Genomic DNA, 11,989 nt, shown 5'->3' with positions numbered 1-11,989 from the left:
GGCTTTTTTGCAAAGGTCTCAGGCCGTCTGAAAGAAAGACTTTCAGACGGCCTTGTCGTTTGCTGATAAGGTTTATTGCCAAATCAGGACTTTGGGTTCGGGCGTTACTTGATAGCCTTCTTGACGCAATAGTTCGATTAGGCCTTTTTCGCTGGATAAATGGGCAATGCCGACAGCAAAGAGGGTGCTTTGTTTGGCGGATTGCTTGCGGATTTCAGGCAGCCATGCCAAGTTGCGGCGGATCAGGAGGTCGTTTTTCAGCCAATCGGACATGGCTTTGGCGTACTTAGTATCAACAAGTTTGAGGGTGCGCTGTTCGGTTTCTTCCAAAAGTGGAATGAGTTCTTCAAAGCGGCCGTCTGAATAGGCTTGATGGAGTTTTTTGATATCTTCGGTTTCTTCTTTATTGGTTTTAATGCTGGCTTTCAGAAAGTTGAGCATGGTTTCTTCAGGCTGTGCTTTGAAGATTGCGGAAACTTCGTCCAAGCTTTCTAATGAACCACGCGGTTTGTTGATATTGACTGCTGCGTTGGTCAGCAACATATCTGCACCGGTTTCTGCGCTATATCCTTGGGGAAATGCGCTGCCGACAAAGACTAATGCCGCCCACGGATGGAGTTTGTCGGCAATTTGGGCAATGGGTCGGCTTTCTTCATTTTTTGAATAGATTTCTTGTAAAAGACGGAAATCTGTTTTGCCAAGCTTGCGGCTGAGTGGTTCGGTACTCATGACTTCCTTGAAGTATTTTTGATACATTTTTTTCGTTTCCGGACTGCTGTCCGGTAGTGGGTCAACTTCTGTCGTCAGTTGGTCGGTGGATTGCAACAGTTTGAGGGCATCGGAAGACAAGGTTTGATTGGTTCGTCCCATGTGGATGGTGCCGAGCAGATAGGAGTCTGGTTGGCCTTCTTTGCTGATTTTCCAGACATTGCTGGTCAGTTTAGGCTGCTGCCAGTTAAGTTCGGCAGGTTTGCTTTCGGGTGAGGTCGCGGCGGGTTTGCAGGCGCCCAAGGCGAGGGCGGTAAATGGTATCAGCAGGCAGGCAAGCAGTTTTTTCATGTTTTTCCTTATTGTGGTGTGCTGTAGGCAAGGGCAATTTAGAAATCGAGCAGGTTTTGAACCGGATGTTCGCCCGTGTCGGTCTTTTCTGTTTTGCGGTTGCGGATTTTGGCTTTCCTGAGGGATAGAAGGTGCATGACTTGATGCTTTTGGCTGTCGGTCATCTGGAGCCAGTACAGGCGCTCTTCCCGGCTGCGCAGGCAGCCTTTGCAATAACCTTTGGCATTGGCTTCGCAGACACCTATACAGGGACTGGGGATGGGGAAAAAATCGGGTTGTTCCATATTTTAAAAGCGTTCGAGACCTGAGACCGGATAAACCAAAATTGCAGACTGCATTTGTATTTGTCTAAACATGATCGGTGTATCCAGCAGGGTTCCTATCAATGTCCAATTGAGTTGATCATTTCAATAAATTTATATCTGCCACCCTAGGCATAAAAAACCTAAGAGAAACCATAAATATATCGCAGAAGAAGTCAGTATCTTCCCTATTGTCAGATTTTTCCAATAAAACCCAAGTAAGAACATTATAAAAATTAAAGGAATTCCAATATAAATACAATATTTAAGCGAACCTAATTCACTGAACACGTTTATAACAGAATAGAGACCGATAAATCCACCTGACCAAAAAACAATTATTGCCGGCCCTAAAAAAATAGCCGTTATTAAATGAGGGAGCAGTATGATTTTTATCCATTCTTTATATTTGTTGTTCATTTTAATCTCAATTACTGCAATGGTATCGTATCGATTCAAATGGGGGGAGCAAAGTATACAGTAACATCTCCAAGAACAATTACGGTATGTTTGACAGAATCATGTTTTAATACATATTTGGAGTTCCGCTATATTTTGATTTTCAGACAACCTATGTTCAGCCCCAACTATCTGCATTTTATGACTTAATCAGTTTGCGCAAAGACTGATTGTTGTATTTGATATCGGCAATCAGCCGGTCATATTGGTGCATTCTACGGAGCGAGCGGGTAATCAGATAGACCGAGAAAATAATCAAGCTGATGTTCATCAGACTGACCAGTACGAGCAAAGGCCAAACATCAACGGCCTCGTACCATTTCGATGTCGCAATCAGCGCACTGAAAATAGACAAAGGGAGTGCGAAAACGGCAATACCTGTACGCATGATAGCAAGTGCCGTGCGTTTTTCAGCAAGGAGAAGCTGTACTTGATTGATGCTGAGGATATCGTTTTGCTGTTCGGTAACCATAGGATACGCGCCTATACAAATTAACTTTGAATTCTGATAAAGCGGAAAATATGGTTTTATGTTACCCGAAAGTATTGAAAATAAAAACAAAGGTCGTCTGAAAATTTTCAGACGACCTTTTCCATTTCTGTTTATACGGTTTGCGAGTATTTGGCTTTGGTTTCTTTATGGCGCAAATGGTAGTCGAACACCATGGCGATGTTGCGGATCAAGAAACGACCCTTCGGCGTAACGGTCAGGCCGTGCGGTTTGAGGCGGACCAGACCGAGGGTTTCCAGTTGCTTCATATCTTCCAGTTCGGCTGCAAAATAACGGCTAAACGGAATGCCGAACACGCTTTCGTAAATCCGATAGTCGAGCGAGAAGCGGCACATCAAATCCTGAATGATGTTGCGGCGCAAAATATCGTCTTGATTGAGCTGGTAGCCGCGCATAATCGGCAGATGTCCGGCATCGAGTGCAGCGTAATAGGCATCGATGTCGCGCTCGTTTTGGGAGTAGGTGCTACCGATTTTGCCGATAGAGGACACGCCAATCGCTACCAGGTCGCAGTCGGCATAGGTCGAGTAGCCTTGGAAGTTGCGTTGCAGGAAGCCTTCTTTGAGAGCGATGGAGAGCTCGTCGTCAGGTTTGGCAAAGTGGTCCATACCGATGAAAACGTAGCCGCGCTCAGTCAGGGTTTGGACGCAATATTGCAGCATATCGAGTTTTTCTTCGCTGCCGGGAACGACATTGGTGTCGATACGGCGTTGCGGTTTGAAGATATGCGGCAAGTGAGCGTAGTGGTAGAGGGCAAGGCGGTCGGGATCGAGGGATAAGACCGTATCGATGGTGATTTTGATACTTTCGGTGTTTTGGTGCGGAAGGCCGTAAATCAAATCGACGCTGACTGATTTAAACCCGGCTTCACGCGCGGCATCAATCACTTCTTTGGTTTCTTCATAACTTTGAATGCGGTTAACTGCTTCCTGCACTTTAGGGTCAAAGTCTTGAATGCCGACACTCATGCGGTTGAAACCGAGTTTGCCCAGTTTGAGGACGGTTTCGCGGCTGACTTTGCGCGGGTCGATTTCTATGGAGTATTCGCCGTTGGGAATCAGCTGGAAGTATTTGCGGATCATGTCGAAGACGCGTTCGAGTTGGTCGTCGCTCAGGAATGTGGGTGTGCCGCCGCCGAAGTGGAGCTGCGCGAGCTGGTGTCTTCCGCCCAAATGCGGTGCCAGCAATTCCATTTCTTTTTCCAGATACTGGATATAGGCATCGGCACGGCTTTTGTCTTTGGTAATGATTTTGTTGCAGCCGCAGTAGTAGCAGATGGTATTGCAGAAGGGAATGTGGATGTAGAGTGAAAGGGGTTTGTTGAGCGCGCCCATGTTGCGTAGGTTTAAAGCTTGGATATATTCGGCTTCTTTAAAGCCTTCATGGAAGCGGTCGGCGGTCGGATAGGATGTATAACGTGGACCGCTTGATGGCAAACTGGCAATCAATTCGCGGTCGAATTCCGGTAATTCATTGTTTGTGTTGGTGTTATTTGAGATGGGGATGATTTTCATGGTCGGGGCTTGTAGTATGAAGTAAGGAAATTAGGGAAAATTTTAGTCAAAATTTCGATAGTTTGGTAGAATGCCTCATAATGATATGCCGACTTTGACATGGGTCAATAGTTATTCGGCTTAATCAGGGATTGAGAGAACTAAGCAAATTAAAGGTGCGTTATGGCTACACACAATGCAACACATCAAATGAAAACCTTGTGTTCCACATGTTCTTTACGCGAGCTGTGTTTGCCTGTCGGACTGATGCCTAACGAATTTTCACAATTAGATGCGGTTATTCGTCAAAGCCGCCGTCTGAAAAAAGGTGAATACCTGTTCCGTGCCGGCGAGCCGTTTACCTCTTTGTTTGCCATCCGTGCGGGCTTCTTTAAGACAACAGTCGCCAGCCAAGATGGACGAGATCAGGTAACCGGCTTTTTTATGTCGGGCGAGCTGATCGGTATGGATGGGATTTGTTCCCATATTCACAGCTGTGATGCTGTGGCTTTGGAAGACAGCGAAGTATGCGAGCTTCCGTTTACACATATTGAAGAACTTGGACAGGATATTCCCAGTCTTCGTTCTCACTTTTTCCGCTTGATGAGCCGCGAAATTGTCCGAGATCAGGGCGTTATGCTGCTTTTGGGCAATATGCGCGCTGAAGAGCGATTGGCGGCATTCTTGCTCAACCTATCCCAGCGTCTCTATTCACGAGGCTTTGCCGCTAATGATTTTATCTTGCGGATGTCGCGTGAGGAAATCGGCAGCTATTTGGGGCTGAAACTGGAAACAGTCAGCCGCACCTTGTCTAAATTCCATCATGAAGGCTTGATTTCTGTTGAACACAAGCACATCAAAATCTTAGATGCGACAACCTTGAAGAAAATGGTTTCTGGTTGTTCGCACGCTATCTGAATCTTAGGCCGTCTGAAATATTTCAGACGGCCTTTTTAACAAGAATTAAAGAATAATTGTTAAGTTACGCAAGTTATAGTCAGATATTAAATTGAAAAATCTTCAACAACCGGCGTGTACAGAATGCGGTCGACTACTTCTCTGGTCAGTTTCGGTGCAAACATCTGGATAAAGTCATACGCGTAACCGCGCAGGTAGGTATCTGAGCGTAAGGCTATCCAAGTGGGCGAAGGTTCAAATAAGTGTGCCGCATCAATCAGCTGCAAATCTTGATCAATAACAGGATCGTAAGCCATTTTGGCCATCAAACCTACGCCTAAGCCTAAGCGTACATACGTCTTCAATACATCCGTATCGGCAGCCGATAAAGCAACATCAGGTTGCTCGATATGCGCTTTATTAAAGGTACGCGCAATGCTGCTGCCGGAGTTGAACGCAAATTCGTAAGTAACCAGCGGAAATGAAGCCAAATCTTCAAGGCTTAAAGGATTGCGGCAGTCCAAAAGAGAGTGGTCGTGCGGAACAATGACGGCATGGTTCCATTCATAGCAGGGTAGTTTGCTCAACTCGGGGTGATCGTCAATGCGTTCGGTAATAATTGCCAAATCCGCTTCGCCGCTGCTGACCATTTGCGCAATGGCAGAAGGGCTGCCTTGTTTGATGGTTAAATTGACTTTAGGATAGTTTTTCACAAATTCCGCAACGATTTTAGGTAATGCATAACGCGCTTGGGTGTGCGTCGTGGCAATGGTCAGGGAGCCGCTGTCATGATCGGTAAATTCGCTGCCGATATTTTTAATGTTCTGTACATCACGCAAAATCCGTTCCGAAATCTCTAACACGGCTTTGCCCGGTTGCGAAACGGAAACCACACGCTTGCCACTGCGGATAAAAATTTGGATACCCAATTCTTCTTCAAGCAGGCGGATTTGTTTGGAAATGCCGGGCTGGGATGTAAAAAGCGCATCGGCGGCTTCAGAGACATTCAGATTGTGCCGGTAAACTTCAAGGGCGTAACGTAATTGTTGCAGTTTCATGGTGGCAGTATCGGATACGTTGTTATTGTGGATTTTGTGCGACAAACGGTCTGTAATTTAACATATTTTGCCCGGTTTTGCCCTGAGTTTTGAAAATGGTTGTTTTTAATGAAAATATCTTTTAATGATATGAAAACAGGAAATCTGTGAATGAAAGGGGGATGAAGTTTTGTTGTTTTTGTACAACTTTGGGCGGGTGAATTGGCTGATTTTGCCCTAAATTAATGACACAAGATTGATTTTTCGGCATGATTAACTACTAGGAAGCAGGCACTTCATAATTGTTTGAAGGCATCGAGTATTGACAGTTTGCCTTGCGCTTCTTTATAGTGCAACCTGATATATCCGATTTGCCGCTGTTTTGATACTGCGGCCTGTATATTGGTACTTTGCAGCGGTTGCTTTCCTAGTCCGCCGCATAACAATTTGATGAGGGAATAAAATGACCAAACAGCTGAAATTAAGCGCATTGTTCGTTGCCTTGGTTGCCTCCGGCACCGCTATGGCCAGCGAAGCGCATACCAAACACGGTTACACCGTAAGCAGCCAATCTCAAGAAATCGTCCGTAATAACTACGGCGAATGCTGGAAAAACAGCTACTTCGACAAAGCTACCCAAGGCCGTGTTGAATGTGGTGATCGTGAAGCAGTTGCTCCTGTACAACAAGCTCCTGAGTATGTTGATGAAACTGTTTCTCTGTCTACTAAAACTCTGTTCGGCTTCGACAAAGACAACCTGCGCCCTGAAGCTCAAGAAAACCTGGACGCTTTGGCTCAACGCCTGAGCAACGAAAGCGTACAAACTGTACGTGTTGAAGGTCACACTGACTTCATGGGTTCTGAGCAATACAACCAAGCTCTGTCTGAGCGTCGTGCCAACGTAGTTGCTAACTACTTGGTAGGTCATGGCGTTGCTTCTAGCAAAATCTCTGCGGTAGGTCTGGGCGAATCTCAAGCTCGCATGACTGCTACTTGTGAAGCTGAAGTTGCTAAACTGGGCAAAAAAGTTTCTAAAGCTAAGAAACGTGCTGCTCTTATCGCTTGTATCGAACCTGACCGTCGCGTTGATGTTAAAATCCGCAGCGTTGTTACTCGTCAAGTTGCTCCAGGCCAAACTATCGAAGGTCAAGGCGAATTGCCTGCTACTGATGAAGGTTGGATCCCAGCTCCTTACAATGGCGTTCACGGTTACGCTAAACCTTAATCGGTTTGTGAAAAATGCCCTGCGATATGCGGGGCATTTTTTTATGGCTTGTATTTGAGTAATCAAGATAATTCGTGATTTCAAAGTAAGAAGAGCCGTCTGAAAGATTTATTTTCAGACGGCCTTTTATTAAAACAGTTTAGTTTGGTCCGGGCCATTTCCATACGCACATAGCTGCCAGTATCGTACAGATTAAAAAAATAATACTGGATAAGCCATGCCAAATGCCGAATGTTCCGCCTACTAGGGATAAGAGCCAGTTATCCAGTCCGTACTTGTGCGCCTCGATAACCGGCGTAACCAAAAGATGATTACAGGCTAAGAGTAGCCAAAGTACCAAAACCCACCAAGAGAGGGAGGCCAGTTGCCGTCTGAAAAAGGCATAGGCTGCGCCAAAAATAACTAAGCCGCATATTGCGGTAATGGCAAACAAAATGCCGGCGATTTCGCCTGCCAGCATCTTAGGCAGGAGATGGAATAGGATGGGGGCGACAATATAGCCTGCTGTCAGTTGCATGCCTAGCCAAATGGCAGCAGCGGTTTGAGTGATTTTGTAGGGTAGACTCATCTGGTTTCTCTTTGGGAAATTCTGTTTTAGTTGTGATGGTGTAACAAAAGGCCGTCTGAAAACGTTTTCAGACGGCCTTGAGTTTATTTAGATGTATTGTACGGAAATAATATCATATTCACGCACGCCGCCGGGGGCCTGAACTTCTGCAACGTCGCCTTCTTCTTTTCCGATCAAGGCACGGGCAATTGGGGAGCCAACGTAGATTTTGCGTTCTTTAATGTCTGCTTCATCTTCACCGACGATTTGGTAGGTAACTTGTTCTTCAGTTTCCAAATCTTCCAGTGTCACAGTTGTGCCGAACACAATTTTGCCTTCTGCATGGATTTCGGCAGGGTTGATGATATGCGCCATAGAGAGTTTGTGTTCCAGCTCGGCGATACGACCTTCGATAAAGCCTTGACGTTCTTTGGCAGCTTCGTATTCTGCGTTTTCAGACAAGTCGCCGTGTGAACGTGCTTCGGCGATGGCTTCAATGACTTCTGGACGTGCTACGCTTTTGAGGTGTTGAAGTTCTTGTTTCAACAATTCTGCACCACGGACGGTCAAAGGGATTTTTTGCATTGAGTTCTCCATGAAAGCATGATGATGCTTTTAAAATTTTATCCGGCCACGCGCGGTAGCCGGATTGGAAATAAAAATACAAGCCGCCAAAGCTTGGCGGCTTGATGAATAAATAAGTAATGCCTGTATTCTACCAAATTCTGCCGAAACCGCAATGATTAAAACGGATTTTCAGTAAAGTGTTGTTTTCTGTCTATTTTGTTTTTTCAGACGGCCTGAAAACTAAATATTGAAGTATTTCAAAGCTGCATGGGAAAAACGGTTTCTTAAATAAATGTTTTTGATTAAAATGTCTGATGCTAATTCGTAATAATTAGTCTGCTTTAACTATATAAAGAGAATATATGGAAACAAAACCAACTTCCCAAAATGAACAACAGGCTAACCGCCGTTATTTGACTGTTTGGCGATGGCATTTTTATGCCGGACTTTTGGTTGCGCCGTTTTTAACCCTGCTCGCTGTTACAGGGTTGGGAATGCTGCTATTTGCCAATATCACTGGTAAAGAAGGCGAACGCATACATATTACGCCGCAGGCAGTGGTGCAGCCTTTGTCGGCTCAGGCTGAAGCTGCCAGACAGTTTGTGAATCCGGAAACTGCCTCTGTGGTGCAATATATTGCGCCGCGCGCAGATGATATGGTTGCCGTATTCCGTGTAAACAATGACGATAAAGCCACTATGGTTGCCGTTGATCCCTATACGGCAAAAGTCGTGAATACGATGCTGCGCGGGCAAGGCTGGTATCACACGATGGACGAAATCCACGGCGATATTATGCTAGGGGCGACAGGTGACTACCTGTTGGAAACCGCTGCGTCGCTAACCATCATCATGATTGTGACCGGTATTTATTTGTGGTGGATAAAACAGCGTAGTCTGAAGGCTGTTTTTTTGCCTAAAGCAGGCAAAGGTCGTTCTTGGTGGCGCAACCTGCACGGTGCATTTGGCTCTTGGATTTCTTTGATTTTATTGCTGTTCTGTCTGTCAGGTATTGCTTGGGCAGGTATTTGGGGCGGTAAAGTGGTTCAGGCGTGGAGCCAATTTCCTGCGGGTAAATGGGGCGTGGAGCCTAATCCGGTATCTTCCGTACCAACCCATGGTGATGTGCTGAATGACGGTAAATCTAAAGAAGTTCCGTGGATTTTGGAGCTGACGCCTATGCCGGTTTCCGGTACGACAATGGGCGAAAATGGCATTAATCCGAGTGAGCCGATGACGTTGGAGACGGTTGACCGCTTTGCGCGCGAAATTGGCTTTAAAGGCCGCTATCAGTTGAACCTGCCTAAAGGTGAAACCGGCGTATGGACGCTGTCGCAAGACTCAATGAGCTACGATATGATTAGTCCGACTGCGGATCGTACGGTACACATTGATCAATACAGTGGCAAAATCCTGGCTGATATTCATTTCGATGATTACAACTGGTTTGGTAAATTCATGGCGGCAAGCATTGCTTTGCATATGGGTACACTGGGCTGGTGGAGCGTATTGGCAAATGTCTTGTTCTGTCTGGCGATTATCTTTATCTGTGTCAGCGGCTGTGTAATGTGGTGGAAACGCCGTCCTTCGGAAGCACGTGGTTTGGTTCCTCCTGCACAGAAAATCAAATTGCCGGTATGGTGGGCAATGGCTGCGCCACTTCTGATTTTGGCCGTGATTTTCCCAACAGCCATTGCCGCAATCGCTGTTATTTGGATTTTGGATACATTGTTGTTATCACGTATCCCAGCATTGGCAAGATGGTTTAAATAACCGTCCGATGTTATTAAAGGCCGTCTGAATCTTTTGTTTCAGACGGCCTTTTTTATAAAGGTTAAAAGAGGTAGGTAAGTTACGATTCTGTTTAAGTTTATATGTAAAATGGAGATTGTGGTTGGCTTGCAGGATTGGTGTAAGAAAGACGAGGAGATCTTGTATAAAAACAAAAAACCCACTTCATTGAAGTGGGTTTTTGATGAAGGCTATTAACCTTTGCGAGCAGGCAATTTTTCTTTAATGCGAGCTGCTTTACCGGTCAGGCCGCGCAAGTAGTACAGTTTGGCGCGACGTACGTCACCACGGCGTTTAACTTCGATTTTTTCTACGGTAGGAGAGTACAGTTGGAAAGTACGTTCTACACCTTCGCCGCTAGAGATTTTGCGAACGATGAAGTTGCTGTTCAGGCCACGGTTGCGGCGAGCGATAACAACACCTTCGTATGCTTGCAGACGGCTGCGAGAACCCTCAACTACGCGTACAGATACGACAACGGTGTCGCCTGGAGCGAATTCAGGGATTTCTTTGTTCAAGCGAGCGATTTCTTCTTGCTCTAATTGTTGAATCAAGTTCATTTGTTTTTCCTAAGTTATGATTGGATTTCCTGTTGCTCTTGCAAGATTTCTTTTAAGAGGCGGGATTCCTTTGGGATTAAACTGCGCTTTTCCAATAAATCGGGTCGGCGCTCTAAAGTGCGTCGCAGCGATTGTTTCAATCGCCACTCGGCAATCAAGCCATGATTTCCTGAGCGTAAGACATCAGGAACCATCATGCCTTGGAATTCTACGGGTTTGGTGTAATGAGGACAGTCTAAAAGGCCGTCTGAAAACGAGTCTTGTTCGGCTGACTGTATATCGCCCAATACGCCCGGAACCAATCTTAAGACAGCATCCATCAACATCATGGCGGGTAATTCGCCACCTGAGACGACAAAGTCGCCAATGCTGATTTCTTCGTCCACACTGCTTTGCAGTAGTCTTTCATCTATGCCTTCATAGCGTCCGCATAGAAGAATAAGATGGGGCAGTTCGGCAAGTTCTGCAGCTTTTTTATGTGTCAGCGGCTGACCTTGCGGACTGAGATAAATTACTTTGGCAGGTTTTTGCGAGTTTGCTTTGGCTTCTTCAATTGCCGCTTGAAGCGGCGGCGCCATCATAATCATTCCCGGACCACCTCCGAAGGGGCGATCATCGATATAGCCAAGTTTGTTGTCGGCAAATTTTCGGGGATTGATGGCTTGAAACTGCCAAAGATTTTGTTTTCTTGCTCTGCCTGTAACGCCGTATTCGACAATACTGTCGAACATCTCTGGGAAAATGGTGATGGCTTGAATCAGCATCAGTAGTCCAAACCCCAGTCGGCAATAATGGTTTTGCTGTCGGTATCGACAGATTCGATATAGTTGGAGACGAAGGGAATCAGGATTTGTCCGTGTTCGCCTTTAATCATCAAAACATCGTTTGCACCGGTTTCCATCAGGTTGCTGACTTTGCCGAGGATGATGTTTTCTTTGTTGATGACGGTCATGCCGACTAAATCTGCCCAGTAGTATTCGTCTTCTTCAGTAGGGGCGAATGACTCTCTGGGAATTTCGATGGTATAGCCGCGCAAGGCAAATGCTTGATCGCGATCGTCTATACCTTCAAATTTGACCTGAAGTTCGCCATTGACAATTTTACCTGCCTCAAGCACAACATTCAGGGTTTTGCCATCCTTGCACAACTGCCACTCGGGGTAGTCCAGCAGGCTGTCGGTATATTCGGTATTGGCAGCAATTTTAAGCCAGCCTTTAATGCCGAATACGCCTTTGATGTAGCCCATGGCTACCCGTTTTTGAGTGTCTGTCATGGTCGTTTCGGCTGATTAAGCAGCGATTTTTTGCTCTTTAATCAGTTTGGCAACTGCGTCGCTAACTTTCGCGCCTTGAGCAACCCAGTGGTTGATGCGGTCTGCGTCAAAACGTACGCGTTCTTGTTTTTCGTTGGCAACGGGGTTGTAGAAACCTACGCGCTCGATGAAGCGGCCGTCACGACGGTTGCGAGAGTCAGTTACGACTACGTTGAAGAAAGGGCGGTGTTTTGAGCCGCCGCGAGCCAAACGGATAACTACCATTTTGA

14 protein-coding genes are annotated in these 11,989 nt (G+C 46.0%); 3 read left to right on the top strand and 11 right to left on the bottom strand.

Annotated features, from left to right (window positions below; translation table 11 throughout):
• Window positions 1-72: 72 nt before the first annotated feature.
• The 4 genes from HMPREF2608_RS08630 to hemN form a co-directional block, all read right to left on the bottom strand.
• A complete protein-coding gene (locus HMPREF2608_RS08630) occupies window positions 73-1,059 on the bottom strand; it encodes a TraB/GumN family protein (RefSeq protein ID WP_070826648.1) in 987 nt (328 codons plus the stop codon).
• Window positions 1,060-1,097: 38 nt separating this feature from the next.
• A complete protein-coding gene (locus HMPREF2608_RS08625; protein ID WP_070826647.1) occupies window positions 1,098-1,343 on the bottom strand; it encodes a DUF1289 domain-containing protein in 246 nt (81 codons plus the stop codon).
• Between the two features lie 616 nt (window positions 1,344-1,959).
• Window positions 1,960-2,292, bottom strand: coding sequence for a hypothetical protein (locus HMPREF2608_RS08615; protein ID WP_049331146.1), 333 nt, complete (start codon window positions 2,290-2,292; stop codon window positions 1,960-1,962).
• Between the two features lie 131 nt (window positions 2,293-2,423).
• Window positions 2,424-3,845, bottom strand: coding sequence for an oxygen-independent coproporphyrinogen III oxidase (gene hemN, locus HMPREF2608_RS08610; RefSeq protein WP_070826645.1), 1,422 nt, complete (start codon window positions 3,843-3,845; stop codon window positions 2,424-2,426).
• 162 nt (window positions 3,846-4,007) lie between these two features.
• Between hemN and fnr the strand changes: the two genes are divergently transcribed.
• Window positions 4,008-4,742 (top strand): fumarate/nitrate reduction transcriptional regulator Fnr, encoded by a 735-nt coding sequence (gene fnr / locus HMPREF2608_RS08605; RefSeq protein ID WP_039862092.1) that lies wholly within the window; start codon window positions 4,008-4,010, stop codon window positions 4,740-4,742.
• A gap of 86 nt (window positions 4,743-4,828) precedes the next feature.
• On the opposite strand, the gene HMPREF2608_RS08600 is transcribed toward fnr, so the two are convergent.
• Window positions 4,829-5,779 carry a CysB family HTH-type transcriptional regulator gene (locus HMPREF2608_RS08600; protein ID WP_070826650.1) on the bottom strand — a complete coding sequence of 317 codons (951 nt, stop codon included), beginning with the start codon at window positions 5,777-5,779 and terminating at the stop codon, window positions 4,829-4,831.
• A 442-nt stretch (window positions 5,780-6,221) separates the two neighbouring features.
• On the opposite strand from HMPREF2608_RS08600, the gene HMPREF2608_RS08595 reads away from it, so the two are divergent.
• A complete protein-coding gene (locus tag HMPREF2608_RS08595; RefSeq protein WP_003748686.1) occupies window positions 6,222-6,983 on the top strand; it encodes an OmpA family protein in 762 nt (253 codons plus the stop codon).
• Window positions 6,984-7,122: 139 nt separating this feature from the next.
• On the opposite strand, the gene HMPREF2608_RS08590 is transcribed toward HMPREF2608_RS08595, so the two are convergent.
• Both HMPREF2608_RS08590 and greA read right to left on the bottom strand, forming a co-directional pair.
• Window positions 7,123-7,551, bottom strand: a complete 429-nt coding sequence (locus HMPREF2608_RS08590) for a DUF4149 domain-containing protein (RefSeq protein WP_036493141.1) — start codon at window positions 7,549-7,551, stop codon at window positions 7,123-7,125.
• 87 nt (window positions 7,552-7,638) lie between these two features.
• Entirely contained in the window at window positions 7,639-8,115 is a 477-nt protein-coding gene (gene greA, locus HMPREF2608_RS08585; RefSeq protein ID WP_036493143.1) for a transcription elongation factor GreA, read from the bottom strand.
• Window positions 8,116-8,459: 344 nt separating this feature from the next.
• On the opposite strand from greA, the gene HMPREF2608_RS08580 reads away from it, so the two are divergent.
• The gene (locus HMPREF2608_RS08580; protein WP_070826644.1) at window positions 8,460-9,869 is read left to right on the top strand and encodes a PepSY-associated TM helix domain-containing protein; all 1,410 of its coding nucleotides are present in this window, start codon (window positions 8,460-8,462) and stop codon (window positions 9,867-9,869) included.
• A 212-nt stretch (window positions 9,870-10,081) separates the two neighbouring features.
• Here the strand turns inward: HMPREF2608_RS08580 and rplS are convergent, their stop codons facing one another.
• From rplS to rpsP, 4 genes are read right to left on the bottom strand one after another with little or no spacing between them, the layout of a single operon-like run.
• Window positions 10,082-10,447, bottom strand: a complete 366-nt coding sequence (gene rplS, locus HMPREF2608_RS08575) for a 50S ribosomal protein L19 (protein ID WP_003679470.1) — start codon at window positions 10,445-10,447, stop codon at window positions 10,082-10,084.
• Window positions 10,448-10,461: 14 nt separating this feature from the next.
• Complete coding sequence (trmD, locus tag HMPREF2608_RS08570; protein WP_003684316.1) at window positions 10,462-11,211, bottom strand: tRNA (guanosine(37)-N1)-methyltransferase TrmD; 750 nt, start codon at window positions 11,209-11,211, stop codon at window positions 10,462-10,464.
• Window positions 11,211-11,720 (bottom strand): ribosome maturation factor RimM, encoded by a 510-nt coding sequence (gene rimM, locus HMPREF2608_RS08565; RefSeq protein ID WP_070826643.1) that lies wholly within the window; start codon window positions 11,718-11,720, stop codon window positions 11,211-11,213. The genes trmD and rimM overlap by 1 nt, the downstream gene beginning before the upstream one ends.
• Window positions 11,721-11,735: 15 nt before the next feature.
• Window positions 11,736-11,984, bottom strand: coding sequence for a 30S ribosomal protein S16 (rpsP, locus tag HMPREF2608_RS08560; RefSeq protein WP_003684452.1), 249 nt, complete (start codon window positions 11,982-11,984; stop codon window positions 11,736-11,738).
• Window positions 11,985-11,989 lie beyond the last annotated feature (5 nt).

The organism is Neisseria sp. HMSC064D07 (assembly GCF_001837185.1).
Classification (GTDB): Bacteria; Pseudomonadota; Gammaproteobacteria; order Burkholderiales; family Neisseriaceae; genus Neisseria; species Neisseria flavescens_C.
The sequence above is the reverse complement of the archived record's forward strand: the minus strand, read 5'-3'. Positions and strand labels throughout refer to the sequence as shown.

Bases quoted from the DNA above. Each gene is read 5' to 3' on its own strand.
- greA (WP_036493143.1), bottom strand. From the start codon at position 8,115: ATGCAAAAAATCCCTTTGACCGTCCGTGGTGCAGAATTGTTGAAACAA.
- HMPREF2608_RS08615 (WP_049331146.1), bottom strand. From the start codon at position 2,292: ATGGTTACCGAACAGCAAAACGATATCCTCAGCATCAATCAAGTACAG.
- HMPREF2608_RS08600 (WP_070826650.1), bottom strand. From the start codon at position 5,779: ATGAAACTGCAACAATTACGTTACGCCCTTGAAGTTTACCGGCACAAT.
- HMPREF2608_RS08595 (WP_003748686.1), top strand. From the start codon at position 6,222: ATGACCAAACAGCTGAAATTAAGCGCATTGTTCGTTGCCTTGGTTGCC.
- fnr (WP_039862092.1), top strand. From the start codon at position 4,008: ATGGCTACACACAATGCAACACATCAAATGAAAACCTTGTGTTCCACA.
- HMPREF2608_RS08630 (WP_070826648.1), bottom strand. From the start codon at position 1,059: ATGAAAAAACTGCTTGCCTGCCTGCTGATACCATTTACCGCCCTCGCC.
- trmD (WP_003684316.1), bottom strand. From the start codon at position 11,211: ATGCTGATTCAAGCCATCACCATTTTCCCAGAGATGTTCGACAGTATT.
- HMPREF2608_RS08625 (WP_070826647.1), bottom strand. From the start codon at position 1,343: ATGGAACAACCCGATTTTTTCCCCATCCCCAGTCCCTGTATAGGTGTC.
- rimM (WP_070826643.1), bottom strand. From the start codon at position 11,720: ATGACAGACACTCAAAAACGGGTAGCCATGGGCTACATCAAAGGCGTA.
- HMPREF2608_RS08590 (WP_036493141.1), bottom strand. From the start codon at position 7,551: ATGAGTCTACCCTACAAAATCACTCAAACCGCTGCTGCCATTTGGCTA.
- hemN (WP_070826645.1), bottom strand. From the start codon at position 3,845: ATGAAAATCATCCCCATCTCAAATAACACCAACACAAACAATGAATTA.
- HMPREF2608_RS08580 (WP_070826644.1), top strand. From the start codon at position 8,460: ATGGAAACAAAACCAACTTCCCAAAATGAACAACAGGCTAACCGCCGT.
- rpsP (WP_003684452.1), bottom strand. From the start codon at position 11,984: ATGGTAGTTATCCGTTTGGCTCGCGGCGGCTCAAAACACCGCCCTTTC.
- rplS (WP_003679470.1), bottom strand. From the start codon at position 10,447: ATGAACTTGATTCAACAATTAGAGCAAGAAGAAATCGCTCGCTTGAAC.